Genomic DNA, 24,111 nt, shown 5'->3' on the forward strand with positions numbered 1-24,111 from the left:
TTAGGTCGGCCCAATACCGAAAAGAACTTGAGCGGATTTCCTCCGGCGCAACGATGCTAAACCTTAGTAACAAGGCGCTCTCGAACTTGAGAGTTTCGATACCAGACGTCAAGGAACAAAATAAAATTGTAGATCGGATTGTTGAACTAAGGGAATCTTGCCAAGAAATAGAATCCATCTACCAACAAAAACTCGCCGCCCTGGCCGAGCTGAAACAATCCCTGTTGCAAAAAGCCTTTTCCGGCGAACTCACCGCAAACAAGAAAGCCCCCGACGCCATCCTCAAGGAGAAAGTCGCATGATCCGGGAAAACGATAATCCCATCGTCATCTACGAGGACGCCGGCAAGGCCGTCGAAGTGCGGCTGGACGGGAATCAGGAAACGGTCTGGCTGACGCAGGCGCAAATGGCGGAGCTGTTCGATGTCAAGCCGCAGAACGTCACTATCCACCTGAAAAACATCTATGCGGAAGGGGAGCTGGCTGAAAGCGGAACTTGTAAGGATTTTTTACAGGTTCAGCGGGAAGGTGGCCGAGAGGTCGAGCGCAAGCGCAAGCACTACAGCCTGGATGCGGTGATCTCCGTGGGGTATCGGATCAGTTCTGCCCGGGCAACCCATTTCAGAATATGGGCCACCCGCATCCTGCGCGAACACCTGACCCGCGGCTGGACCCTCAACCGCCAGCGTTTCGAGGCCAATGCCCGCGAACTGGAAGCGGCGATGGCCCTGGTGCGCAAGGCGGCGCAAAGCCCGGCGCTGGACACGGGCAGCGGGCGCGGGCTGGTGGATATCGTCGCCCGCTATGCGCAGACCTTTCTGCTGCTGCAGCGCTACGATGAAGGCCTGCTCACCGACCCGCAGGCGCAGCCGGGTGGGCGCCTGCCCAGCCTGGAAGAAGCGCGCGCCGCACTGGACGGCCTGAAAGCCGAGTTGATGGCGCGGGGCGAAGCGACCGAGCTGTTCGCCCGTGACCGGGGCGATGGTCTGGCTTCGCTGCTGGGCAATCTCGAGCAGAGCGTGTTCGGTGAGCCGGCCTACCCAAGCGTGGAGTCCAAGGCCGCGCATCTGCTCTATTTCGTGGTCAAGAATCATCCCTTTTCCGATGGCAACAAGCGCAGCGCCGCCTTTCTGTTCGTGGACTTCCTCCACCGCAATGGCCGCCTGCTGAACGCGGCGGGCGAGCCGGTCATCAACGATGTCGGCCTCGCGGCGCTGACCTTGCTGGTGGCCGAGTCCGACCCGGCCAACAAGGAAACCTTGATCCGCCTGATCATGAACATGCTGGCCGGGGAGAAACATTGAACGAAGCCGAAACCAGAGCCGAGCTGATCGACCCCGCCCTGAAAGCAGCCGGCTGGGGCGTGGTGGACGCCAGCCGGGTGCGGCGGGAGATGATTACCCAGGGCCGCTTGCTGGGCGCGGGCAAGCGGGCCAGGCAGGACATTGCCGACTATGTGCTGATCTATCGTGGCCAGAAGCTGGCGGTGATCGAGGCCAAGAAGCGCGACCTGCCGGTCACCGAGGGCCTGGCCCAGGCCCGGCGCTATGCCGAGCGGCTGCAGGCGCGCTTTGCGTATTCCAGCAACGGCCAGGGCATCTACCGGGTGGACATGCATACCGGGCAGGAGGGCCCTGTCGATGCCTGGCCGGCGCCCCATGAGCTGTGGGCCGCGGCCTTTGCCGAGGAGAATGTCTGGCGCGAGCGCTTCGGCGCCGTGCCCTTCGAGGACAAAGGCGGCTTCTGGCAGCCGCGCTACTACCAGCACAATGCCATCAATCAGGCGCTGGAGGCGGTTGCCGGCGGGCGCGAGCGCATCCTGCTGACACTCGCCACCGGCACCGGCAAGACGGCGATTGCCTTCCAGATCGCCTGGAAGCTGTTCCATGCCCGCTGGAGCCTGGCAGCCCGCGTCTCGGGAGAACCGGCGCGCCAGCCGCGCATCCTGTTTCTGGCCGACCGCAATATCCTCGCCAATCAGGCCTTCAACGATTTCTCCGCCTTTCCCGAGGATGCGCTGGTGCGCATCGACCCGGAGATCATCCGCAAACGCGGCCGGGCGCCGAAGAACGGCAATGTGTTTTTCACCATCTTCCAGACCTTCATGGCGGGGCGTGATGCCGAGGGCAATCCGGCCGGGAATTTCGGCGACTACCCGCCGGACTTTTTCGATTTCATCATCATCGACGAGTGCCACCGGGGCGGCGCCAGTGACGAGAGCAACTGGCGCGGCATCCTCGAATATTTCCGGCCTGCGGTGCAGCTCGGCCTGACCGCCACGCCCAGACGCCAGCACAATGCCGACACCTACGCCTACTTCGGCGAGCCGGTGTATGTCTATTCGCTGAAAGAGGGCATCAACGACGGTTTTCTGACCCCGTTCAAGGTGCGCCAGATCGCTACCACGCTGGATGACTATGTCTATACCGCCGACGATCAGGTGATCGAGGGCGAGGTGGAGCAGGGCCGGCGCTACACCGAGGATGACTTCAACCGCGTCATCGAGATCCGCGAGCGCGAGCAGTTCCGGGTCAGCTTGTTCATGCAGCAGATCGACCAGCGCGAGAAGACCCTCGTGTTCTGCGCCACCCAGGAACACGCGCTGGCGGTGCGTGACCTGATCAATCAGAGCAAGACCAGCACGGACCCGCACTATTGCGAGCGGGTGACGGCGAACGATGGCGCTGAAGGCGAGCGCTTCCTGCGCCAGTTCCAGGACAATGAAAAGACCATTCCCACCATCCTCACCACTTCGCAGAAGCTTTCCACCGGCGTGGATGCGCGCAATGTGCGCAACATCGTGCTGATGCGTCCGGTGAACTCGATGATCGAGTTCAAGCAGATCATCGGCCGCGGCACGCGCCTGTATGACGGCAAGGACTACTTCACGATCTACGACTTCGTGAAGGCCTACCAGCACTTCAGCGACCCGGAATGGGATGGCGAGCCGCTGGCGCCCGAGCCCTGCGCGAGCTGCGGCAACCTGCCCTGTACCTGCGCGGTCGAGCCGCCCCAGCCCTGTGCCGTGTGCCGCCAGCGCCCCTGCGTGTGCGAAAAGGAGCCGCCCGAGCCATGTCCCGTGTGCGGCGAGCAGCCCTGCGTCTGCGAGAAGAGGCGCAAGGTGAAGGTGAAGCTGGCCGACGGCAAGGTGCGCAGCATCCAGCACATGAGCGCCACCAGCTTCTGGGGCCCTGACGGCAAGCCCATCTCCGCCGCCGAGTTCATCCAGCGCCTGTTCGGCGACCTGCCCGCGCTGTTCAGTAACGAAGACGAACTGCGCAGCCTGTGGGGGAGTCCGGACACGCGCAGGAAACTGCTGGAAGGGCTGGCGGAAAAAGGCTATGGCATGGAACAACTGGCCGATCTGGGCAAGCTGATCGAGGCGGAAAGGAGCGACCTGTACGATGTGCTGGCCTACATCGCTTTCAACATGGCGCCGATGACCCGCGCCGAGCGGGTGGCCGCCCACCGCAAGATGATCTTCCAGGATCATGACTACCACCAACGGGAGTTTCTGCAGTTCGTGCTCGACCATTACGTGGCGCGTGGCGTGGGTGAGCTGGATACGGACAAGCTGCCGCAACTGATCGAGCTGAAATACCACACCATGAAGGATGCGGTGCGGGAGCTTGGACCGGCTGGCAATATCCGTGAAGTATTCGTGGGGTTTCAGCGGCATTTGTACGAGGGTGATGACGGGCAACGGGGCGCAGCCTGAGTCAGCTTTGTCGCCTGGATTTTCTGCAAAAGCATGTGCGACTGGGCAGGGTCACATGCCATGTTTCCATGGCATGTGGTTCATCCATTTCAAAATCTATTTGGCTGCTTGCAGGGCATCCACTTCCACTTCTACGCGGCGATCCGGCTGCAGACAATCGATGAGCGCTTTGGTGGCTTTGTCGCCGACACAGGTATCAGCGCTGGTGACTGGTTCTGCGCCATTCACGCCAGTAGCCGTGATCTTGTCTGCTGCAAGCCCTGCGTGATCAACCAGATAAGCCTTGACCGCTTCAGCACGCTGGGTGGAAAGCTTCATGTTATAGTCGTGCGTGCCGATCCGGTCACTGTGTCCCGTTACCTTGATGACCCTGAATTGCGTGCCCTTCAGGTCTTCTGCCAGCTTGTCCAACTGGAGACGACCATCAGGTTTGATGCTGGCCTTGTCAAAATCGAACAGGGAGTCCGCGGAAAAAGCGACCTTCTTTCTCGGCGCTGGTGGCTGCGTGGCGATGACCGCTTGCGGTACGGGCGCCGGCATGGCCGCGGCTTGCTGCGGTGCATTTACCGCAACGACTTGCGGCGCGGGCTTGGTACCACCAAAGCGGTAGATCAGGCCGAGCGAAAACAGGTCGACATCCCCTTTGTTGCCCACCGCGTCGTCGATACGATAGCGCTCCGCTTCGGCACGCATGGCAAGCGCATCATTGAGCGCATATTGCACCCCGACACCAAACTTGTAGTTCGTATCGGTTTTTCTGGGATTAGAGTCAAGCACCTGCACAGCGCCTGTGCCGGTAAATGAATCCCGGGATTGTGCATGATTCACACCGATACGGCCCAATGCGGAGAATCTTTGGGTCAGCGGCAACATGCCGACCGCATCCAGATTGATACCCTGAATCCGAATGTTGCCATTCAATGTGCCAGCCGGGACAGTGTTGGCTGTGTAGCTGAATTTCCCCAGGTTGAAATATCCGCCTTCCAGGGCAAGATATCGGTTGAACTGATAACCTGCCTGGATTTTATAACCCAGATCTCTATTGTCTTCCTGGATGGAAACAGATGTAGCACCTGACTGGAGCAGGCTGCGGGTAATACCTTCATCATCGATGTTGGCGCGCGATTGGCCGATATTGGCACCTACATACCAGCCATTGTCAGCAGCCATTGCCACCGGGCTGATGATGGCCGCGATTATTGCCAACCCGAGGGTCGATGTCTTTGCGAAGTTGATGCCTACTGATTTCATGTTCTTCTCCACAGCGATGCTGTGCTTATTGAATGACGGTGAACGATGTTGCGTATGCTCAAGCCCCTCCAGTTCAAAGGCCGACAGAATATCCTGCCAGCCTTTGAAGCATGATTGCGCCTTACGGGGCAGGGACGTTGATGGTGGTATTGACCATGGTCACCGAAGCATTCAGCCCGATCGCTCTGCCATTGAGCGTTACCTGCGCCACATTGCCCGCTGTTGATATCGACACTGCTTCTGAAGCCAGAATCGTGCCTATCATCGTGCCGCCACCGGCGCCATTGATGGTGGCTGAGCTACCCACTCGCCAGAAGACGTTTTTGGCTTGTGCGCCATTGATCAGAATGATGCTGCGCGGCGCAGCTGGCGCACCTACTGTAAGCGTGCTGGCAGTCTGGAATACCCATACCGCATTGGCATCGCCCTGGCCATCGAGGGTAAGATCCGAGCCGGTTATCTGGAACGAGCCGTCCGCCGCTTGATACACACCCGGCGCCAGCGTCAAACCACCCAGTTGACCCGCCTTTGGGTCAATGCCGCCCGGAAGCGAAGCTGGCGACAGCTTGTCATACGCCTTTTGTGCGTCGGCAAGTGCATTGGTAGCCGTAGTGCATGAGGCGGGGTTGACCGCAGCTGAAGTCGGGCCTGTCGAGGATGTCGTGCAGGTGTAAATCTTGCCGGCTACCGCGCCACGATTTGATCCGTCTTCGGTATAGATATCACCCGCAGAATCATGGAAGCCGGTGATAGCCGAAGGAGCGACGGCCGTGCTTCCCAGATCGCCACCAACCAGGGTGTTGATGCCTTGATTGGTGGTTCCCTTTGTGCCACCCAGATTACCGAAGGGTGCGGCTGCACCTAATGCAACCGGTGAAACCAGCGAGCATGCTTGCGCACCGGTGGTGAATGACCATGTCTTGTTGCTGGCCAATGGGTTACCGGCCACATCCTTGACCCCGTTTGTGACTGTGGCGGTATAGCTGGTGTTCGCCAACAGCGTGTTCGAGGCAGTGAAGGTCGCTATCCTGGTGGACGCATTGTAGGAAACAGTGCCACCAAGCGGCCCAGAACCTGCCGATTGCAAGGTGAAGCTCCCATTGGTGATCGTCAAAGGATCCATGGCTTCGCTGAAAGTCGCGTTGACGGCCTTGTTGAGGCAGACCCCTGTGCTTGCATCAGCAGGATTTACCAGTGTCACGGTCGGTGGTGTGGTGTCAGGTGTCGCAGCAGTGGTAAACGTCCATATATAAATGCTGGGCGCCGGATACGTACCTTGATTACCGGACAGGGCATTGGCTGCCAGATCCGTTGCCGCCGTGGTTACAGTTGCAGTGTAAGTGGTGTTCGGCGCGAGCGCTGCGCCAGGCTTGAATACAGCCGTGCGGGAAGCCGCGGAGTAACCCACATTACCTGCAGGTGAAACACAGGGTGCGGCGCAAGTCAGGGTAAGGCTGTCCGGGGTGATGGATGTCGGTGCCATATCCTCGGAGAACACGGCCTGAATCGCGGTGTTGGTGGGCACGCTCGCTGTCGGGCCAGGTATAGTCGTTTCCGGGATTGTGAAGTTCACGACAGGCGGCGTGGTGTCGGCTGTGGCACCGGTCGTGAATGTCCACACATAATTGCTGCCCAGCGCAGTGCCATATGTGTCTTTGGCTTCACTGGTCACGGTAGCCGTACAGGTAGTACTTGCTGGCAGGTTGGTGTTTGCAGGCAGGGTCAAGGTAGCCATGTTGCCAACCGGCTGATAACTCACCACGCCGGACATCGGCGTACCCACTGCGCAGGCGAGTGTCATGCTGCTGGCGTTGATCGTTGCGGGGTCCATCGCCTTGCTGAAGGCGGCTGTGATGGTTTTTGTATTGACCGGGACCCCTGAAGTATTGGCCTGCGGTACGATTGCTGTTACCGTGGGTCCACGTACTGTAGCCGGTGTTCCCAGAATCGGTTCCTGGTCACTGCCGCAGCCAGCCATCAGGGCGACTGCGAGCAATGCTGTCAGCCCTAAGACTGGCTGGGTAATGCGTTCGAATCTTTGCATGTGTTTCCCTATAGAATGGTCTGAAACCTGAAAACCGCTCACCTCGACCCTTGGTTGGCGCGATGCCAAATCCAGGGTTTGCCGGAAATTGGTGCATTACGACTGTAGAGGGAGCGGGCAGCACGCCTGACGGAAGGTATGGCTGCCCTGAAAATATTCTGGGGCCAGAAACGAATTCTGTCTGTTCGGCAGGCCGCTTATGAGCAAATATCTGCAGCGTGCCCGGCAAGCCAGGATTGGGCCACGCGCATGACGCAGGCGTACCGTGGCGAGTGTTCGCCTCCACACGACCCAGGGCGACCAGCCCCAGAGCACCGAAATGTCCCCTAAACCCCAACAGAATCATCTTTTGGCAGCCCTGTCGCCCGAAGTTCAGGAGCGTTTGTTCCCCTATCTGGAGTTGGTACCATTACCGCTGTGCGCGGTCCTGTATGAGTCCCGACGCCCCATGGGCCACGTTTACTTTCCCACGGACTCCATAGTCTCGCTGCAGTACCTGATGGAAAACGGTGCATCGACCGCGATTTCCGTGGTCGGAAACGAGGGGCTGCTAGGCATCACCTTGTTTCTGGGCGGCGAGAGCACGCTGAGCCGATCCTTGGTACAAAGCGCCGGTTACGCATACCGGCTCCCGAAACCGCGGGTGGAAGATGAATTCAACCGCCACGGCGAGTTGCTGCTACTCATGCTGCGCTACACGCAGGCTCTGATCACGCAAGTCTCCCAAACTGCTGTGTGTAACCGGCATCACTCGATCGAGCAGCAACTTTGCCGCTGGCTCCTGTTGTCCATGGATCGCCTGTCACACAACCACTTGACCATGACACAGGAATTCATCAGCAACATGCTCGGTGTTCGCCGCGAAGGGGTCACCCAGGCCGCGTCGAAATTGCAGCATTTAGGCGTGATTTCATACTCGCGCGGCTTGATCAAGGTACTCGACAGGCCAAGGCTTGAAGCGCTCAGTTGCGAGTGCTACAGCGTGGTCAGAAAGGAAACGGATCTGCTGCTGCATTATCTGCCACAGCGGTCCGTGATTATGGATATCGACGCTATTCCCATCATAACGCTCCGGACACATAGGGAATGAGGGCCAACGAAATCGGAATCTTGAAAGAGCGCTCTTGGTCTAGAGCGCTCTTGGTCTATAGAAGGGCACGCATCCTGCACTTGCTGAAGTCATCAGCCCGATGCAGCCCTGAAACCTTGTGATATACTCCACCCTATTTTCGTCCCTGGGCGAGCCTGCGCATCCTGAGCCCTGCTCAGCTTGCGCCTGAAAAAATCTCATGCCGCCGTGGGCGGCTGTTTGCTATATTAGCCGGGCTGCCGGGTGGCAGCGGGCCTGATGCCTTTTCAACCAAGGAGTTGCCATGCCGCGCAATTATCTCTTCACCTCGGAGTCCGTGTCCGAGGGGCATCCCGACAAGGTTGCCGACCAGATTTCCGACAGTGTTCTGGACGCGATTCTGGCCCAGGACCCGCGCGCCCGCGTGGCTTGCGAGACCCTGGTGACCACCGGCCTGGTGATGATCGCCGGCGAGATCACGACCTCGGCCCAGGTGGATTACGCCCAGGTGGCGCGCCAGACCGTCAAGCGCATCGGCTACAACTCCTCGGCCATGGGCTTTGACTGGGAGTCCTGCGCGGTCATGACCACGCTCGACCGCCAGTCACCGGATATCGCCCAGGGCGTGAATGAGGGCGAGGGCCTGGATCTGGATCAGGGCGCCGGCGATCAGGGCCTGATGTTCGGCTACGCCAGCAACGAAACCGACGTGCTCATGCCGATGCCGATCTACTACGCGCATCGCCTGACCGAGCGTCAGGCCCTGGTGCGCAAGAGCGGCAAGCTGCCCTGGCTGCGCCCCGATGCCAAGAGCCAGGTGACGATCTGCTACGAGGGCGATAAACCAGTGGCCATCGACGCCATCGTGCTCTCTACCCAGCATGGTCCGGACGTCGATCACGAGATGCTCAAGGAAGCGGTGATGGAGGAGATCATCAAGCCGGTGCTGCCGCCGGAGATGCTCACCAAAAATACCCGCTACTTCATCAACCCGACCGGGCGCTTCGTGATCGGCGGGCCGGTGGGTGACTGCGGCCTGACCGGGCGCAAGATCATCGTCGACACCTACGGCGGCGTGGGTAGCCACGGTGGCGGCGCCTTCTCCGGCAAGGATCCGTCCAAGGTGGACCGCTCATCGAGCTATGCCGGGCGCTATGTCGCCAAGAACATCGTGGCCTCCGGCCTGGCCGACAAGTGCGAGGTGCAGATCGCCTACGCCATCGGTATTTCCCAGCCGGTGAGCTTCATGGTGGACACCTTCGGCACCGGCAAGATCGCGGACGAAAAGATCGCCGCCATCGTGCAGGAACACTTCGACCTGCGTCCCAAGGGCATCATCAAGATGCTCGATCTCCTGCGCCCGATCTACGCCAAGACCGCCGCCTACGGCCACTTCGGCCGCGAGGAGCCGGAATTCACCTGGGAACGCACCGACAAGGCCCAGATCCTGCGCGATGCCGCGGGTCTGAAATAAGCTTTATCCGGGCCCGCGCTGTCGCGGGTCCATGCGGTTCAGCCGAGGAGCGCTGCAACGGGAAATCCCGCCAGGCTCGGCCGGACCGGTTTCAAAACGGCGCTCGTTCATTGACAGGAGTTCATCATGAACGCAGTGACGCAAAGTAGCTTCAAGGATTTCAAGGTCGCCGACCTCTCGCTCGCCGATTGGGGCCGCAAGGAAGTCAACATCGCCGAGACCGAGATGCCGGGCCTGATGGCCCTGCGCGAGGAATACGGCGCCAGCCAGCCCCTGAAGGGCGCCCGCATCGCCGGCTGCCTGCACATGACCATCCAGACCGCGGTGCTGATCGAGACCCTGACGGCGCTGGGCGCCGAAGTGCGCTGGTCTTCCTGCAACATCTTCTCCACCCAGGATCACGCCGCTGCCGCCATGGCCGCCGCCGGCATTCCCGTGTTCGCCTGGAAAGGCGAGACCGAGGCCGATTACTGGTGGTGCATCGACCAGACCATCGAAGGACCCAATGGCTGGACCCCCAACATGATCCTCGATGACGGCGGCGACCTCACCGAACTGGTGCACGACAAGCATCCGGAACTGCTCAAGGAGATCCGCGGGCTGTCCGAGGAGACCACCACCGGCGTGCATCGCCTGTATCAGCGCTGGAAGGCCGGCAAGCTAGGCTGCGCCGCCTTCAACGTCAATGATTCCGTCACCAAGAGCAAGTTCGACAATCTCTATGGCTGCCGCGAGTCCCTGCTCGATGGCATCAAGCGCGCCACTGACGTAATGATCGCCGGCAAGGTGGCCGTGGTCGCGGGCTATGGCGATGTCGGCAAGGGCTGCGCCCAGAGCCTGCGCGGCCAGGGCGCGCGCGTGCTGATCACCGAGATCGACCCGATCTGCGCCCTGCAGGCGGCCATGGAAGGCTACCAGGTCGTGACCATGGACGAAGCCGCGCCCATCGGCGACCTCTTCATCACCGCCACCGGCTGCTGCAATGTCATTACCCGCAAGCACATGGAGCAGATGAAGAACGAGGCCATCGTCGGTAACATCGGCCATTTCGATGACGAAATCGACGTGGCGAGCATCCGCGACCTGACCTGGGACAACATCAAGCCGCAGGTGGATCACGTGATCTTCCCGGACGGCAAGCGCATCACCCTGCTGTCCGAGGGCCGTCTGCTGAACCTTGGCAATGCCACCGGTCACCCGAGCTTCGTGATGTCCAACAGCTTCACCAACCAGGTGATGGCGCAGATCGAGCTGTGGACCAACATCGACCAGTACGAAAAGCAGGTGTATGTGCTTCCCAAGCACTTGGATGAAAAGGTCGCGCGTCTGCACCTGAAAAAGCTTGGGGTGCACCTGACCGAACTCAGCACCGGACAGGCGGAGTACCTTGGTTTGCCCAAGGAAGGGCCCTACAAGCCGGATCATTACCGCTACTGATCTGCTGTGGTCCCTGGCGGCGCGTGGCAGCTTGCGCGCGCCCCTGCTGCCCTGGAGGCCTCTGATTCATGAAAGAATGTTCCATCGAATTTTTCCCGCCCAAGAACGCGGCGGGCGAGGCGCGTCTGCGCGAAACCATCGAAGGCCTGCTGCCGCTGAAGCCCAGCTTTGCCTCGGTGACCTTCGGCGCCGGTGGCTCGACGCGCGAGCGCACCTTCGACACCGTGCGCATGATCAGTCAGGACTATCCGCTGGAGGCCGTGCCGCATCTGTCCTGCATCGCCTCGACCCGGGAGGGCATCCGCGAGATCCTGGAAAACTACCGCGCCCAGGGCATCGGGCGCATCGTTGCCTTGCGTGGGGATCTGCTGCCAGGCATGGACACGCCCGGCGAATTCCGTCACGCCAACGAGCTGGTGGCCTTCATCAAGGATTTCGGCGGCTTCGAGATCCACGTGGCGGCCTATCCGGAGATGCACCCCGAGTCGCCGGAGCCGGTCATCGATCTCGAGAACTTCATCCGCAAGACCCGGGCCGGCGCGGACGTGGCCATCACCCAGTATTTCTACAACAACAATGCCTATTACCAGTTTGTCGAGGATCTGCGCCGGCGGGATGTGGACATCCCGGTGGTGGCGGGGGTGATGCCGATCGCGAGCTATGAGCAGATCGCGCGTTTCTCCAAGCTCTGCGGTGCCGAGATCCCGCGCTTCATCCACGTGCGCATGGAGGCCTATGCCGATGATCCCGCCTCGCAGCGCGCCTTCGGCATTGAGGTGGTCACGCGCCAGTGCGAGGACCTGCTGCGCCAGGGCGCCCCGGGCCTGCACTTCTATACCCTGAATCAGGCCGAACCGACCGCCACCATCTGGCGCAACCTGGGCCTGGGCTAGTCCGGCTTGCCCGCTGGCGCGCCTGCCGCGTTCTCCGGCGATACGACGATGAGGATGCTGCAAGGCGCCTCATCGAGCAGGGTGGCGCCCACCGAGCCCCGCCACCAGCGCGCCAGTCGGCTCTGGTTGCGGTGGCCGACGACGATCAGGTCGATGCCCAGTTCCCGGGCCGTGAACAGGATGCGTTCGGCGGGCTCGCCCACGGCCAGGTGGCCGGTGGCTTGCAGGCCACGTTCCTGCAACCAGTGTACCCCTTCCTCAAGGATTTCCCTGGCCTCCCTTTCCTCGATCTGAAAGATGTCCTGGGGCAGGATGCCATCGGCGAGCGCCAGTCCGGACAGGGGCTGCATCACCGCCAGCAGATGAGTCTCTGCACCGCAGGCAATGGCCATCTCCGCACCCCGGCGCAGTGCCGCGCGCCCTTCCCGGGAGCCGTCGTAGCTAAGGAGCAAGTGCTGATACATTGAGCCCTCCGGTTCAATGGCCGTGATTTCAGCCGGTGCTGGCGCTCTGGCTGCTATCTGTCAGTATAGTCTCTCGTCGCTTGCGTGTTGTTCTCCCGGATGACAACTGGATCTGTGCGGCTCTGACAGTTGCTCCCCATGCTGCTTGATGCGCAGGATCACCGAGGCACAGTGCGCCAGTTCGTCCTCCGGGATGCCCTCCAGCAGCTCGTCGCGCAAATGGGCGGCAGTCGCTTCGATCTGCTGCAGGGCGGCGTCGGCCTTGGGCATCAGATGCACGGTCTTGCTGCGCCGGTCCAGCGCTGTCTCGCGCCGCTCGATCCAGCCATCGGCGGCGAGGCGGTTCAAAAGGCCGGTGAGGGTGGGGCCCATGATGCCGATGTTCTCGGCCAGCGCCGACTGCGTCATGCAGTCCTTGCTGCGGGACAGATAGAGCAGCACCATCCATTTGGCCTGACTCAGACCCAGGGGCCTGAGGCGCTGGTCCAGCCTGGACCGCCAGATCCGCGCCGTTTCGGCAAGCAGCATGCCAAATTCCTGAGGCTGAAATGGGTCCGACATGGCGAATCCTCCCTGATTTTGTAGTTTGCTAAGCATTAGCATGGGATGCAGCATCAGTAAACAGCTGGAGGACCTAGGTGAAGCCGCCGGACGGCTTTGCTAAGATGCAGTTTTCGGGTGTTTATCGGAGGCCGTCGTGACTCAGTGGTATTTCAACTATGAAAACCGTCAGACAGGGCCGCTGACGCATGAGGAAGCCCTGCGCGAGGCAAAGCTGCACCCGGATGCCATGGTCTGGCGCGAAGGCTTCTCGCACTGGCTGCCCCTGGCGCAGGTCACGGAACTGCAGGCATCCGCCGACCCCTGGCGGAGTGCGCCACCCCCAGTCAGCCAACGCAGCGCGCACGAGATCGACTACACCCTCTTCGGCGAGGAGATGCAGTACGTCGAGATCGAGCTCGATCCGGGCGAGAGCGCTGTGGCCGAGGCGGGTTCGATGATGTACAAGGACGCCAGCATCGACATGCAGACGGTGTTTGGCGACGCCTCCCAGCAGCAATCCAGCGGCTTCATGGGCAAGCTCCTGGGCGCGGGCAAGCGCCTGATCACCGGCGAGAGCCTGTTTACCACGGTATTCACCCACAACGGGCACGGCAAGGCCCACGTCGCCTTCGCCGCGCCCTATCCCGGCAAGATCATTCCCGTGGATCTGCAGGAAAACGGTGGCCGCCTCATCTGTCAGAAAGACAGCTTTCTCTGCGCCGCGCGCGGGGTCTCGCTAGGCATATACTTCCAGCGCCGCATCATGACCGGGCTTTTCGGCGGCGAAGGCTTCGTGATGCAGAAGCTCGAAGGCGACGGCATGGTCTTCGTGCATGCCGGCGGCACCATTCTCAAGCGCGAACTGGCGCCGGGGGAGGTGTTGCACGTCGATACCGGCTGTGTGGTGGCCCTGCAGGACAGCGTGGATTTCGACATCGTCCAGGCGGGTGGCATCAAGACCATGTTCTTTGGCGGGGAGGGGCTCTTCTTCGCCACGCTGCGCGGTCCGGGCACCGTCTGGCTGCAGTCGCTGCCCTTCTCGCGCCTGGCCGGGCGCATGCTGATGGCGGCGCCCCAGAACGGTGGCAGCGTCGGTGAGGGCTCTGTCCTGGGCAGGCTGGGGAATATCCTCGATGGTGATTGACGCCGCATGAGCGGAGTCTGGCAGGGCTGGCTGATACGCGAGGACGCCGCGCCCGAGCAGGTGACAGTGCGTCCGGCAGACAGCGGCCTGGAACTGACAGATGGCCAGGGTAGTACCGAGCTCTGGCCATACACTGAGCTGCTGCAGGCAGGTGGTCGCCATGCTGGCGAGCCACTGCGATTTACGCGGGGGGGCGGTCAGCTGCAGGTGGCCGATCCCTTGCTGCTCAAGGCCATCCATCGACAAAGCCGCCAAGGGCTCAGGCATCTGCACCCCCCAGGCCGCGGCATGCGCCTGCTGGTACTGTCACTGGCCCTGATCCTGGGCGGATTCGTCCTGCTGCTCCTGGCGGCCTATTTCTGGGCCTTGCCCGCCCTGAGCGATGCGCTGGCAAAGCGGGTGCCGTCAGTTTGGGAGGCCCGGCTGGGCCAGCAGGTGGTCGCAAGCCTGGCCGCGAAGGCGCCGGTTTGCCAGGATCCCCAAGTGAACCGGGCAGTCAGTGGGATCGTGCAGCGCCTGGCCAGCACCGTGCCGAATAACCCCTATACCTTCCGGGTGCTGGTCCTGCGCGACCCGCAGGTCAATGCCCTGGCCGCGCCGGGCGGATATATGGTGGTCTACAGCGGCCTGCTGGAAAAGACCCGACGTCCCGAGGAGCTTGCCGGGGTGCTGGCCCATGAGATGCAGCACGTCCTGCAGCAGCACAGCACCAAGGCCATCCTTCGACAGCTCTCGGGTACCGTGCTACTGAGTACGGTACTGGGGGATCTGGGCGGCGCCCAGCAGCAGGCGCTGGAGATCGCCACTCGGCTGGGTGATCTGCGGTATAGCCGCCAGAGTGAAACTGCGGCGGATCTGGGCGGGTTACGCATGTTGCAGGCCGCAGGCATCGATCCCCGGGGCATGCCGGACTTCTTTGGCGTGCTTGAAAAAAGCGAGAGTGAGAGGGAAGGGCGCGCGCCGGGTTTCTTGTCCTCGCACCCCGAAACCCGTGAGCGTATTCGTAGCCTGGAAGCCAGCCTGGATGCTTCAGCCAAAGGCTTCACGCCGCTCCAGAACTCGCCGCCCTGGACCACTCTGCGAGAATTGTGCAGCCTTGATCGGCCCCGTGGATAAAACCTTAGGCGCTGGAGGGCGCCGGCATTTTGTCGGACAATCGGTGGGACTGCCTGCCAGCCCCTGTTGGGATTGCTATAGGGCATTACATCGGTCCGCCAATGACGCACCCGGGTCAACCGAGAGCAGGAATCTGAATGGCCAAAGCCGCTGAATCCGGGAACAACGCACTCAAGCTGCTGACCTACAACATCCAGGTCGGGATTGGCTCGAGCCGGTTCCATCACATGCTGTCCCATGGCTGGCGCTATGTCATGCCGCATGGCCAGAGCCTGAGCAATCTGCAGCGCATTGCCGAAATCATCAGTGGTCAGGATGTCGTGGGGCTGAATGAAGCGGATGCCGGTTCATTTCGCACGCGTTATCTCAACCAGGCCGGCTTCCTCGCCCAAAAAGCGGGCTATCCCTATTGGGAGCAGATGATCACCCGCGATCTCGGGCATGTGGCGCAGCATACCAACAGTGTGCTTTGCCGCAGCGCCCCGGCGCGGGTGGAGCGGCACCGTCTGCCCAGCCTGATGGATGGTCGCGGTGTGCTGGAGGTGCATTGCGAATATGCGGGCCGTCCCCTGATGGTGTTGATCGCCCACCTGGGTCTGGGACGCGCCGGGCGGATGGCGCAGATGCGCTATCTGGCGGAACTGGTCCGCAGCGCCCCGAACGTGGTGCTCATGGGCGATCTCAACTGCAGTGTCCGCTCTCCGGAAGTTTGCTGGCTCTTGAAGAACACCCCGCTCCATGCCCCCCCGCGCGCGCTGCCGACTTTCCCAAGCTGGCGGCCAGTGCTCGATCTCGATCACATCCTGATCAGTGACACCCTCGCATTCCAGAATCTTGCCACGGTTCCCGAGCCCCTTTCCGATCACCTCACCCTGCAGGCGGCCGTGCGCTGGCGCGATTAGCAGGTGGCTGCCCCGACAATTGTCGTTTCCGGTATTGCATCACGGCACGAAAGCCCAGCAGGACAGCCAGGATGGCCGCATAGGTCAGTGGCTCCTGCAGATCCGCCTTGACCAGCCAGACATAGTGCAGCACGCCGGCAATGGCGCTGACGTAAATCAGCTTGTGCAAGCGCTGCCAGCGCTGGCCGCCGAGGCGCTGCATCATGCCGCGCGTGGAGGTCAGGGCCAGGGGGATGAGCAGCACGAAAGCCAGAAAGCCCATGGTGATGAAGGGCCGGTCAAGGATGTCATAGACCATGCCCTTCCAGTCAAAGAACTGATCCAGCCAGATATAGATCGCGAAATGCAGGCAGGCGTAAAAGAAGGCAAACAGCCCGAGCATTCGGCGCAGCCGCATGGGCCACTGCCAGTGCGTGATCTGGCGCAGGGGCGTGATGGCCAGGCTCAGCAAAAGAAAATTGAGCGTCCAGTCGCCGGTTTCCCGGGTGATGGCTTCAATGGGATTGGCGCCCAGGCTATCCTGCACATAGCCTTGCACCAGCAGCGCCAGGGGCAGCAGGCTGGCGATGAAGATCGGCGGTTTGTAGTAATGGACTGCCCGCAGGTTCATCAGAAATACTTGTTCAGATCCATGCCGCGGTAGAGATGAGCGACCTGCTCTCCGTAGCCGTTGTACATCAGGGTGGGGCGCTTGCGGAATTCGCCAATGCGTCGCTCGCGCTTCTGGCTCCAGCGCTTGTGCGAGACTTCGGGGTTGACGTTGGCGTAAAAGCCATATTCCTCTGGCGCGGCGCGCATCCAGGTGGTGGCTGGCTGGCGGCTCAGAAAGCGGATGCGCACGATGCTCTTGGCGCCCTTGAAACCATATTTCCAGGGTACGACCAGCCGCAGGGGCGCGCCATTCTGGTTGGGCAGGATCTGGCCGTAGAGCCCGACGGCGAGCAGGGTCAGGGGATGCATGGCCTCATCCAGCCGCAGGGCCTCGAAATAGGGCCAGGGCAGGAGCTCGCGTTGCTGGCCCGGCATCTGTGCCGGATCCTGCAGCGTGATGAAGGCGACATAGCGCGCGCTACCCAGCGGTTCGGCCTGGCGGATCAGGGCATTGAGCGGCAAGCCCGCCCAGGGAATCACCATGGACCAGCCTTCCACGCAGCGCATCCGGTAGATGCGCTCTTCCAGCGGCGCGAGTTTCATGATCTGGTCGATGTCATAGACGCGCGGCCGCCTGACCTCGCCTTCCACGCTGACCGTCCAGGGTCGAGGCTTCAGATAGCGTGGCGCCAACTTGCTGGGCCCTTCCTTGCTGGAGCCAAATTCGTAGAAGTTGTTGTAGGTCGTGACATCCTTGAAAGGCGTGAGCTTTTCAGTGGTGCTGTAGGCGCTCTTGCGGATGTTACCCAGTCGCGTGGTCGCCGCCGCTACTTCTGGCGAGAGCAGACCGGGCAGGAGCGCCCCGGCACCCAATCCCGCGCCGAGCAGACCGGCCCTGGCCAGAAACTGACGCCTACTGTAGTAGAGCGTCTCATCGGTGATCTCGCTTGGCTTGATGTCGCTGGGCTTCTTGATGAGCATCTGCTCTCCCGAATGTGATCCATTTTAAATATAGATCGAGTTCAGGCCGGGAAGTTGCTTTCAAAAAACTCAGTGTTTTTCGTGTCCGCCTGCGTGGCCAGCGGGGTGCACCCCGGAAGCGGGGTTCACGCCGGTTCTCTTCATGACCTGACCCGGCGCGCTCTGTTTTTTGATCTGGCCGGGCGGTACGGCACAGCCCGCGGCTTGCAGGGCAAAGAGGACCAGGATGGAAAGTGTGATGCTGCGCATGGGTAGCTCTCTTTGTCGGTTTACTGGCGGGCACTTTCCAGTCGGCCACAGGCCCAGGTGATATCTGAAACAGGATCTATCCTCAGGCCGAGGCGCTGCCGCGTGATCGTGCCGGGATGGCACCATCGATCAGGGACTGGTTCTTGCGGAGGAGAAAGGCATGGCAGTCCGGGGCCGGCAGGGGGTGGCAGAAATGAAATCCCTGCAGGGTTTCAACACCCAGCTCAGCCAGTATCCGCGCACTTTCGGCGTCTTCCACGCCCTCTGCGACCAGGGTCAGGCCCATGGCATGACCCATTTCCACGATGGTGCGGACCATACTGCGCCCTTTCCGGTGCTTGATCCGGTGGACAAAGGAAATGTCGATCTTCAACTCGTCGACCGGCATGTCATGCAACTGCGACAGCGAGGAATAACCCGTGCCGAAGTCATCCAGGGACAGGCGGAAACCGGCCTGGGCCAGTTCCCGCAAGGAGCCGGTTGATTGATTGATGTCCTGGGTGGCCACGCTTTCGGTAATCTCGAGAATCAGCTGTTCCGGGCGGATGGCATGCTGTTTGACCAGTTCCTGTAGGTATTTGCCAAAATCCTGCGAGAAAAGCTGACGTCTGGATACGTTGACCGCCAAGCGCAGATCCAGTCCTTGCGCCAGCCAGTGGCTGTACTGTTGCAGGGCTTGTTCAAGCACCAGCCGCCCCAGGTGCTGGATCAATCCCATGGATTCCGCCATGGGAATGAAGGTGGCGGGACTGACCCAGCCCAGTTTTGCGTCATGCCAGCGTGCGAGTGCCTCGACCCCGGTGACCTGTCCGGTTCCGGCGTCCACCAGCGGCTGGTAATAGACTTCGATGTGCTGCTGGCGCAGGGCCGCAGCCAGACGCGCGCCCAGTTCGAAATCGGGATTGGCGACACCACTTTGCACCAGGGTGCTGAATAGCTGGACGTTGTTGCGGCCCTGCGATTTGGCATGATATAGCGCCTTGTCCGCCTGGACCAGCAGGGTTTCGCCATTGTCCGCGTCATCCGGGAACACGGCCACACCGATGCTCAGCGAGATGCTGACATCCATGTGGTCGATCAGCAGCTTCTGGTAAACGCTCTGCAGCAGACGCTCGCCGATGGCGCGAATACCCTCGGCGCTGCCGAGCTCCGGGCTCAGAACGATGAACTCGTCACCCCCCCAGCGGGCCAGTGTGTCACATTCTCGCAGGTTGCCCTGCAGGGCCCGGGTTACGGCCAGCAGCAGCTGGTCGCCCGCCCGGTGTCCATGCAGGTCATTGACCTGCTTGAAGTTGTCCAGGTCGATGAACATCACGGCCACTTTCTGCTCGCGCCGCGTGGCCTGGATGATGGCACGCTCCAGACGGTCCTCCAGCAGGGCCCGGTTGGGCAGCCCGGTCAGGGCATCATGCAGGGCCAGCTGGGTGATGCGCTTTTCCTGCAGGTAGGCATCGGTCACGTCCCGCAGAACGCCGCGAATGCCGGTGTTCCCGCCATCTCGCAGATGGCGGATGAAGCGGCCCTCGATCCAGTGTTCCTGTTTTTTTTGTCCCGCCAGACGAAAGCGCAGGCTGACCGTACCACTGTCACTGCGTTCGAGATCCGCCAGGGCTTCCTCCAGCCTCCGGCGATCCTCATGGTGCAGATACCGAGCCAGGGTCTGCCCGGTGTTCTTTGGGTCCATGTCGAGCCCGATCAGCTCCTGCCAGCGGTCGGACACCTGCATGATGCGCCCTTCAAAGGACAGCTCTATCACGACCTCGTCAAAGAGGCTGAGGGTGTTGAGATAATCTGCGCGGGCTTCCGCTGCCGCCCGCGCCTTGCTCAGTTCGGTGATTTCATCGAGTTCGCAGCGAAAGTTCAGGAGTTTCAAACTTTTTTCGAGGATGCAGAAGCCGGTGAAGCCCGCCAGCAGCAGATTGATGCCGGAGAAGGCCAGCAACAGCAGTGCCAGCCAGGTGTATTGTGGTGCCAGAAATATGAGCAGACCGCAAAAGGTGATGAAGCCGCCGATCAGGGTCCGGACCGTGGGCTCGATGTAGGAAAGCCGTCCCGCTCTTTTCAGCCCGCGTTGTTGTTGCATCACTGCTCCTGTCCCCGGATCATGTTTTTGTCCTCAGTTATGAAAATAGCGGGCTTTGGGCATTTCGCAACATGAAAACCGCCAGGTGGAACTTTCCCGACCGAACTTCGACCTATGCCGCAAAGGGCGGACACGGTGCAGAATGCCAAAATCATAATGTTTTCAGGAGGTGACAGATGAAGAGCTGGCAAGTTGCAATGAAGGATGCCGCCATCTCCGGTGGCTTCGCGGCCATGGCGGTCAACGCTACGACCGCAGTCCTTGGTCGGGCGGAAACCGGCCATGCGCTGGCGCCGATCAACGCCGTCAGTCATGTGCTCTGGGGTGACCGGGCAGCGGAAATGGATCAGGCCTCGATGAAATACACCTTCAATGGTCTGGCCATCAACAGTGGGGCCGCAGTGTTCTGGGCCACGATCTATGAAAAGTTCTTCGGCGAGGCCGCCGACAGGCGGGATCTGCCTCTGGCGCTGCTGGGCGGTGGCTTGGTGGGTGGCATGGCTTACGTGGTGGACTACCACCTCGTGCCCGAGCGGCTGACGCCGGGCTATGACAAGCGTCTGTCGGGCAAGTCGATGGCGGTACTTTATGGTGCCCTGGCGCTGGGGCTTACGATCGGCGCGCTGTTACGCAAGCAGCGCGCTGGCTGAGGCTGTCGGGGTGTTGGTGGGCCGGCCGCCTGCGCTTTGCCGCCCCCACATCACTGTTATGTCGGCATTGCTTCTCGTCCGGCCACTGGCGTAGCCTCATCGATTTGACAAGTACTGCCAAACAGGAGGTGATCTGCGGAATGCAATATTCGACTTTGAATAGGGCAAGAGGTTTTAGGGCAAGAGGTTTTTTTCCGCTGCTTCTTGGGGGGATGGGTCTGGCTGGCTTGGTTGATGCGAGTCCGGTCAATGCAAGCAGTCAGGGTGTCGTGCCTGCGCTGGCTGCTCTGGACATGTCTCAGGACCAGGTCCAGGCCGAGGTGGAAACGGCGCCACCGGACGCGGGCAAAACCAGTTCCGAAGCGGATGCCGAGGCAATCCCGACCGAGAATGAGCAGGGATTCAAGCTGGGCGGCGCCTTTCGTGCCAATATCATTCGCAGGGATTGGGTTTCTCCGTATAAAACGCCCGAGGTGGATGTGGACACCATCCGGCTCAACCTCGATTACTCAGACGGGCCGGTGATCGGTTCGGCGGAGTATCGCTATTATCCCTACAGGGGCGGACAGCAGACCCACTTTGTTCATCATGCATGGATGGGCTACAAGTTCGCGGATGAAGGCGAGGTGCAGGCGGGTATCCAGCAGGTGCCCTTTGGCATTCTGCCCTATGCTTCGAATTCCTGGTTTTTTCAGTTGCCCTATTATGTCGGTCTGGAGGACGCTTACAATCTGGGCGTCAAGTACGGCAACAAATGGGGATCCTGGAGCGGGCAGGTCGCTTATTATGCCCGTCCTGCCCCGAATGGTGTGGGCGAGAGCGAGGATAGCGCCCGTTACACGTATAACGTGGTGCAGGAAGGCGACGCGCAAAACAAGGAGCGGAACACCATCAACGGGCGTCTGAGTTATACCGCCGAGCATGGTCCCGACTCATCCACGGAATTGGGTATGTCGCTGATGCTGGGTCAGGTACCGAATGATCTCACGCATCGGACGGGTAGTCGCTGGGCTGCGGCTGTGCATGCCAAGGGCGAATACGGACGCTGGGGTACCAAGCTGGAGGCAATCCGCTATCAGTACAACCTGAAGAACCCGGTGGGGCAAAGCGATGACGTCGTGGTCATGGGCGCCTACGATTTCCCTTACGAGGTCGCTGCCAAGGGCAGCATCCTGGCCGCCGGTCTCAGCTATACCTTGCCGGTGAATCGCTGGTATCTCAAGGACGTGACGTTCTATAACGATTACAGCATCCTGATGAAGGATGCCGACGGGTTCCTGGACACGCAGCAGAACGTGAGCGGCGCTTCCTTTGGTCTGGGACCGCTGCTCATTTATGTTGATCTGGCTTTCGGCAAGCAGCACCCCTATATGACGCCGAGCTTTTCCGAGGGGCTGGCAGCGGGCGGCCCGGACAATGACTGGCACACCCGCTTCAACGTCAATGTGGGCTACTATTTCTAGTGCAACTCCGGCGGTCTGAATAGCCGCCGGACCTACCAGCCCATCCATTTTGCGTATTCAGCCAGGAAATTCTGGATGATCTGGTCCCGTGTGAAGCCCTCCAGGGGCGTTTCGCTTACGGTGCCACCACGCAGCAGGATTTCCGCCATGCAGGTCGGTTCACCGGCCGATCCACGCAGTTCGGGAAAAGCGAAAGGCATGCGCCGGTAGGTCCGGCCACGCAGGGTGTAGGTGAATTCCTCATTGCCTTCTCGCAAGACGACCAATGTGGCCTGGAAGGGGTGGCGGTCGACCTGGACCCCCCGCCCATTGCGCTGCAACTCGGCGGCAAGCCGCTTGAATGCTGGGTCAACTTCCTCATCCATGAATCGACGGATCCGGGGACGGCAGGTCTCCGTGTCGGTATGTCCCCTGGAGGGACGCTGGCGTCCGATCAGCGTCTGCAGTTGGGTGCGCCAGTCGCCTATCTGTGCAGTATCTTCGGTCTCGGGCTCCTCGGCAGGCGCCAGCGTGGCGGGGCTGGTTGCCGCAGCCCGAAAGGCGCCTCTTTTATTCTCGATACTCAAGCCGCGCATGAGACTCCAGCACATCAGGATCATGACGAAGCTGAAAGGCAGGGCCGTGGTAACGGCGGCGGTTTGCAAGGCCTGCAGGCCCCCGGCCAGTAGCAGTACCGCAGCGACCACGCCTTCGGTGGTGGCCCAGAAAACTCGGGTGATCACAGGTGGATTCGGATTGCCGTTGGTAGTCATGATATCGATGACCAGTGATGCCGAATCCGACGAAGTGATGAAGAAGGTGGCGACTACCAGTGTGGCCAGCGTCGAGCTGATCAGTGGCCAGGGTAGCCTGTCCAGCATGGCGAAGATGGCGGTTGGCACGCTGTCGGCGACTGCCGCGCTAATGCCGCCGGGGCCGAAGATCTCCATGTGGAGGGCGGTGTTGCCGAAGACGATAAACCAGAAGAAAGTCAGCAGGGTTGGCGCGAACAGGGCTCCGCCAATGAATTCCCGTATGGTGCGGCCACGCGAAATCCGGGCGATGAACATACCTACGAAAGGCGACCAGGATATCCACCAGCCCCAGTAGAACATGGTCCAGCTCGCCTGCCATTCAATTCCCTGAAACGGGGTTGTGCGAAAGCTCATGCCCAGCAGCGTTTGCGCGTAATGGCCAAGGCTCTGGACGAAGCTGCTGAGCAAAAAGATGGTCGGACCTGCGAAAAAGACGAAGAGCAGCAATGCTAACGCCAAGCCCAGATTGATCTCGCTCAGCCGGCGCATTCCCCGGTCGAGGCCGGTAACCACCGATACGGTAGCCAGAATGGTAATGCCGGCGATGAGCCAGATCTGGTTCGCGGTGGACTCCGGGAGCAGGCCCAGATAGTTCAGCCCCGCGTTGATCTGCATGACGCCCAAGCCAAGCGAGGTGGCGACGCCAAACAGCGTGCCAAATACCGCCAGGATTTCCACGGCATCTCCGGCGGGGCCGTAAATGCGTCTGCCGAGCAGGGGGTAGAGTGTGGAGCGAATCGTTAGCGGCAGGTCATGCCGGTAGGCGAAATAGGCAAGAGACAGGCCGACCACGATGTAAATGGCCCAGGCATGCAGACCCCAGTGGAAAAAGGCAAGCTCCATTGCCTCGCGCGCCGCGTCGGTGGTTCCAGGCTGGCTCACCAGTGGGGCGGTATAATGCAGGATGGGTTCCGCTACCCCATAGAACAGCAGGCCGATGCCCATGCCGGCGGAAAAGAGCATGGCGAACCAGGTCGCATAGCTATATTCCGGTTCCTCATCATTCTGGCCCAGGCGCACCAAGCCGTAGGAGCTGAAGAACAGAAAAAACACAAAAAATAGAAAGCCTGCTGTGGCAAGGACGTAAAACCAGCCGAAATTGGCGACGATCCAGCCTTGCAGCATGGTGAACATGCTGCCTACCTGCTTGGTAAAAAGCGCGCTCAAAAGCACGAACAGGAGAATGACGCCTGCGGAGATGAAAAATACCGGTCGGTTGGTCGTTTGGGTGGCCTCGTTCAATGTA

At 60.9% G+C, this 24,111-nt stretch carries 21 protein-coding genes and 1 riboswitch; of the genes, 12 read left to right on the forward strand and 9 right to left on the reverse strand.

Annotation, left to right across the window (positions count from 1 at the left end; genetic code table 11):
* The 3 genes from WOB96_RS13840 to hsdR form a co-directional block, all read left to right on the forward strand.
* Positions 1–302, forward strand: a 302-nt coding sequence (locus WOB96_RS13840; protein ID WP_341371891.1) for a restriction endonuclease subunit S, incomplete at its 5' end; no start/stop codon positions are given.
* Positions 299–1,303 (forward strand): virulence RhuM family protein/type II toxin-antitoxin system death-on-curing family toxin, encoded by a 1,005-nt coding sequence (locus WOB96_RS13845; RefSeq protein WP_341371892.1) that lies wholly within the window; start codon positions 299–301, stop codon positions 1,301–1,303. The genes WOB96_RS13840 and WOB96_RS13845, both read left to right, overlap by 4 nt.
* On the forward strand, positions 1,300–3,717 hold the full coding sequence (gene hsdR, locus WOB96_RS13850) for an EcoAI/FtnUII family type I restriction enzme subunit R (protein ID WP_341371893.1): 2,418 nt from the start codon (positions 1,300–1,302) through the stop codon (positions 3,715–3,717). The genes WOB96_RS13845 and hsdR overlap by 4 nt, the downstream gene beginning before the upstream one ends.
* Positions 3,718–3,813: 96 nt before the next feature.
* Here the strand turns inward: hsdR and WOB96_RS13855 are convergent, their stop codons facing one another.
* On the reverse strand, positions 3,814–4,968 hold the full coding sequence (locus WOB96_RS13855; protein WP_341371894.1) for an outer membrane beta-barrel protein: 1,155 nt from the start codon (positions 4,966–4,968) through the stop codon (positions 3,814–3,816).
* Positions 4,969–5,089: 121 nt separating this feature from the next.
* Positions 5,090–7,012 (reverse strand): Ig-like domain-containing protein, encoded by a 1,923-nt coding sequence (locus tag WOB96_RS13860; protein ID WP_341371895.1) that lies wholly within the window; start codon positions 7,010–7,012, stop codon positions 5,090–5,092.
* A gap of 319 nt (positions 7,013–7,331) precedes the next feature.
* On the opposite strand from WOB96_RS13860, the gene WOB96_RS13865 reads away from it, so the two are divergent.
* The 4 genes from WOB96_RS13865 (at position 7,332) to metF (ending at position 11,885) form a co-directional block, all read left to right on the forward strand.
* Complete coding sequence (locus WOB96_RS13865; RefSeq protein ID WP_341371896.1) at positions 7,332–8,102, forward strand: Crp/Fnr family transcriptional regulator; 771 nt, start codon at positions 7,332–7,334, stop codon at positions 8,100–8,102.
* Positions 8,103–8,385: 283 nt separating this feature from the next.
* A complete protein-coding gene (gene metK / locus WOB96_RS13870) occupies positions 8,386–9,555 on the forward strand; it encodes a methionine adenosyltransferase (RefSeq protein WP_341371897.1) in 1,170 nt (389 codons plus the stop codon).
* Positions 9,556–9,593: 38 nt separating this feature from the next.
* Positions 9,594–9,667, forward strand: a riboswitch (S-adenosyl-L-homocysteine riboswitch).
* A 14-nt stretch (positions 9,668–9,681) separates the two neighbouring features.
* Complete coding sequence (ahcY, locus tag WOB96_RS13875; RefSeq protein ID WP_341371898.1) at positions 9,682–10,992, forward strand: adenosylhomocysteinase; 1,311 nt, start codon at positions 9,682–9,684, stop codon at positions 10,990–10,992.
* Positions 10,993–11,060: 68 nt separating this feature from the next.
* Positions 11,061–11,885 (forward strand): methylenetetrahydrofolate reductase [NAD(P)H], encoded by an 825-nt coding sequence (gene metF, locus WOB96_RS13880; RefSeq protein WP_341371899.1) that lies wholly within the window; start codon positions 11,061–11,063, stop codon positions 11,883–11,885.
* Here the strand turns inward: metF and WOB96_RS13885 are convergent.
* Together WOB96_RS13885 and WOB96_RS13890 are read right to left on the reverse strand one after the other, a co-directional pair.
* Positions 11,882–12,349, reverse strand: coding sequence for a universal stress protein (locus WOB96_RS13885; protein ID WP_341371900.1), 468 nt, complete (start codon positions 12,347–12,349; stop codon positions 11,882–11,884). The genes metF and WOB96_RS13885 overlap by 4 nt on opposite strands.
* 60 nt (positions 12,350–12,409) lie before the next feature.
* Positions 12,410–12,910, reverse strand: coding sequence for a MarR family winged helix-turn-helix transcriptional regulator (locus WOB96_RS13890; protein WP_341371901.1), 501 nt, complete (start codon positions 12,908–12,910; stop codon positions 12,410–12,412).
* A 136-nt stretch (positions 12,911–13,046) separates the two neighbouring features.
* Here WOB96_RS13890 and WOB96_RS13895 point away from each other — a divergent pair, with 136 nt between their 5' ends.
* From WOB96_RS13895 to WOB96_RS13905, 3 genes are all read left to right on the forward strand, one after another.
* Positions 13,047–14,036 carry a TIGR00266 family protein gene (locus tag WOB96_RS13895; RefSeq protein ID WP_341371902.1) on the forward strand — a complete coding sequence of 330 codons (990 nt, stop codon included), beginning with the start codon at positions 13,047–13,049 and terminating at the stop codon, positions 14,034–14,036.
* A 6-nt stretch (positions 14,037–14,042) separates the two neighbouring features.
* Entirely contained in the window at positions 14,043–15,152 is a 1,110-nt protein-coding gene (locus tag WOB96_RS13900) for a M48 family metallopeptidase (RefSeq protein WP_341371903.1), read from the forward strand.
* Between the two features lie 137 nt (positions 15,153–15,289).
* Positions 15,290–16,054, forward strand: coding sequence for an endonuclease/exonuclease/phosphatase family protein (locus WOB96_RS13905; RefSeq protein WP_341371904.1), 765 nt, complete (start codon positions 15,290–15,292; stop codon positions 16,052–16,054).
* On the opposite strand, the gene WOB96_RS13910 is transcribed toward WOB96_RS13905, so the two are convergent.
* The 4 genes from WOB96_RS13910 to WOB96_RS13925 all read right to left on the reverse strand — a co-directional run bounded on the left by WOB96_RS13910 (position 16,020) and on the right by WOB96_RS13925 (position 19,958).
* Positions 16,020–16,664 (reverse strand): protein-methionine-sulfoxide reductase heme-binding subunit MsrQ, encoded by a 645-nt coding sequence (locus WOB96_RS13910; RefSeq protein WP_341371905.1) that lies wholly within the window; start codon positions 16,662–16,664, stop codon positions 16,020–16,022. The two genes, WOB96_RS13905 and WOB96_RS13910, sit on opposite strands and share 35 nt — an antisense overlap.
* Entirely contained in the window at positions 16,664–17,626 is a 963-nt protein-coding gene (gene msrP / locus WOB96_RS13915) for a protein-methionine-sulfoxide reductase catalytic subunit MsrP (RefSeq protein WP_341371906.1), read from the reverse strand. Before msrP ends, WOB96_RS13910 begins: the two co-directional genes overlap by 1 nt.
* Before the next feature lie 69 nt (positions 17,627–17,695).
* Positions 17,696–17,875 (reverse strand): hypothetical protein, encoded by a 180-nt coding sequence (locus WOB96_RS13920; protein WP_341371907.1) that lies wholly within the window; start codon positions 17,873–17,875, stop codon positions 17,696–17,698.
* 82 nt (positions 17,876–17,957) lie between these two features.
* Positions 17,958–19,958, reverse strand: a complete 2,001-nt coding sequence (locus WOB96_RS13925; RefSeq protein ID WP_341371908.1) for a putative bifunctional diguanylate cyclase/phosphodiesterase — start codon at positions 19,956–19,958, stop codon at positions 17,958–17,960.
* 176 nt (positions 19,959–20,134) lie between these two features.
* On the opposite strand from WOB96_RS13925, the gene WOB96_RS13930 reads away from it, so the two are divergent.
* Both WOB96_RS13930 and WOB96_RS13935 read left to right on the forward strand, forming a co-directional pair.
* A complete protein-coding gene (locus WOB96_RS13930) occupies positions 20,135–20,608 on the forward strand; it encodes a hypothetical protein (RefSeq protein ID WP_341371909.1) in 474 nt (157 codons plus the stop codon).
* 212 nt (positions 20,609–20,820) lie between these two features.
* Positions 20,821–22,071, forward strand: coding sequence for a hypothetical protein (locus tag WOB96_RS13935; protein ID WP_341371910.1), 1,251 nt, complete (start codon positions 20,821–20,823; stop codon positions 22,069–22,071).
* A gap of 32 nt (positions 22,072–22,103) precedes the next feature.
* On the opposite strand, the gene WOB96_RS13940 is transcribed toward WOB96_RS13935, so the two are convergent.
* On the reverse strand, positions 22,104–24,107 hold the full coding sequence (locus WOB96_RS13940) for a BCCT family transporter (RefSeq protein ID WP_341371911.1): 2,004 nt from the start codon (positions 24,105–24,107) through the stop codon (positions 22,104–22,106).
* Positions 24,108–24,111 lie beyond the last annotated feature (4 nt).

This window comes from Thermithiobacillus plumbiphilus, assembly GCF_038070005.1.
Lineage (GTDB): Bacteria > Pseudomonadota > Gammaproteobacteria > Acidithiobacillales > Thermithiobacillaceae > JBBPCO01.

What these genes read in the sequence shown, in the direction of transcription:
- WOB96_RS13845 (WP_341371892.1), top strand. Translation starts at nt 299, where the DNA reads ATGATCCGGGAAAACGATAATCCCATCGTCATCTACGAGGACGCCGGC.
- WOB96_RS13855 (WP_341371894.1), bottom strand. Translation starts at nt 4,968, where the DNA reads ATGAAATCAGTAGGCATCAACTTCGCAAAGACATCGACCCTCGGGTTG.
- WOB96_RS13860 (WP_341371895.1), bottom strand. Translation starts at nt 7,012, where the DNA reads ATGCAAAGATTCGAACGCATTACCCAGCCAGTCTTAGGGCTGACAGCA.
- WOB96_RS13865 (WP_341371896.1), top strand. Translation starts at nt 7,332, where the DNA reads ATGTCCCCTAAACCCCAACAGAATCATCTTTTGGCAGCCCTGTCGCCC.
- metK (WP_341371897.1), top strand. Translation starts at nt 8,386, where the DNA reads ATGCCGCGCAATTATCTCTTCACCTCGGAGTCCGTGTCCGAGGGGCAT.
- ahcY (WP_341371898.1), top strand. Translation starts at nt 9,682, where the DNA reads ATGAACGCAGTGACGCAAAGTAGCTTCAAGGATTTCAAGGTCGCCGAC.
- metF (WP_341371899.1), top strand. Translation starts at nt 11,061, where the DNA reads ATGAAAGAATGTTCCATCGAATTTTTCCCGCCCAAGAACGCGGCGGGC.
- WOB96_RS13885 (WP_341371900.1), bottom strand. Translation starts at nt 12,349, where the DNA reads ATGTATCAGCACTTGCTCCTTAGCTACGACGGCTCCCGGGAAGGGCGC.
- WOB96_RS13890 (WP_341371901.1), bottom strand. Translation starts at nt 12,910, where the DNA reads ATGTCGGACCCATTTCAGCCTCAGGAATTTGGCATGCTGCTTGCCGAA.
- WOB96_RS13900 (WP_341371903.1), top strand. Translation starts at nt 14,043, where the DNA reads ATGAGCGGAGTCTGGCAGGGCTGGCTGATACGCGAGGACGCCGCGCCC.
- WOB96_RS13905 (WP_341371904.1), top strand. Translation starts at nt 15,290, where the DNA reads ATGGCCAAAGCCGCTGAATCCGGGAACAACGCACTCAAGCTGCTGACC.
- WOB96_RS13910 (WP_341371905.1), bottom strand. Translation starts at nt 16,664, where the DNA reads ATGAACCTGCGGGCAGTCCATTACTACAAACCGCCGATCTTCATCGCC.
- msrP (WP_341371906.1), bottom strand. Translation starts at nt 17,626, where the DNA reads ATGCTCATCAAGAAGCCCAGCGACATCAAGCCAAGCGAGATCACCGAT.
- WOB96_RS13920 (WP_341371907.1), bottom strand. Translation starts at nt 17,875, where the DNA reads ATGCGCAGCATCACACTTTCCATCCTGGTCCTCTTTGCCCTGCAAGCC.
- WOB96_RS13925 (WP_341371908.1), bottom strand. Translation starts at nt 19,958, where the DNA reads ATGCAACAACAACGCGGGCTGAAAAGAGCGGGACGGCTTTCCTACATC.
- WOB96_RS13930 (WP_341371909.1), top strand. Translation starts at nt 20,135, where the DNA reads ATGAAGAGCTGGCAAGTTGCAATGAAGGATGCCGCCATCTCCGGTGGC.
- WOB96_RS13935 (WP_341371910.1), top strand. Translation starts at nt 20,821, where the DNA reads ATGGGTCTGGCTGGCTTGGTTGATGCGAGTCCGGTCAATGCAAGCAGT.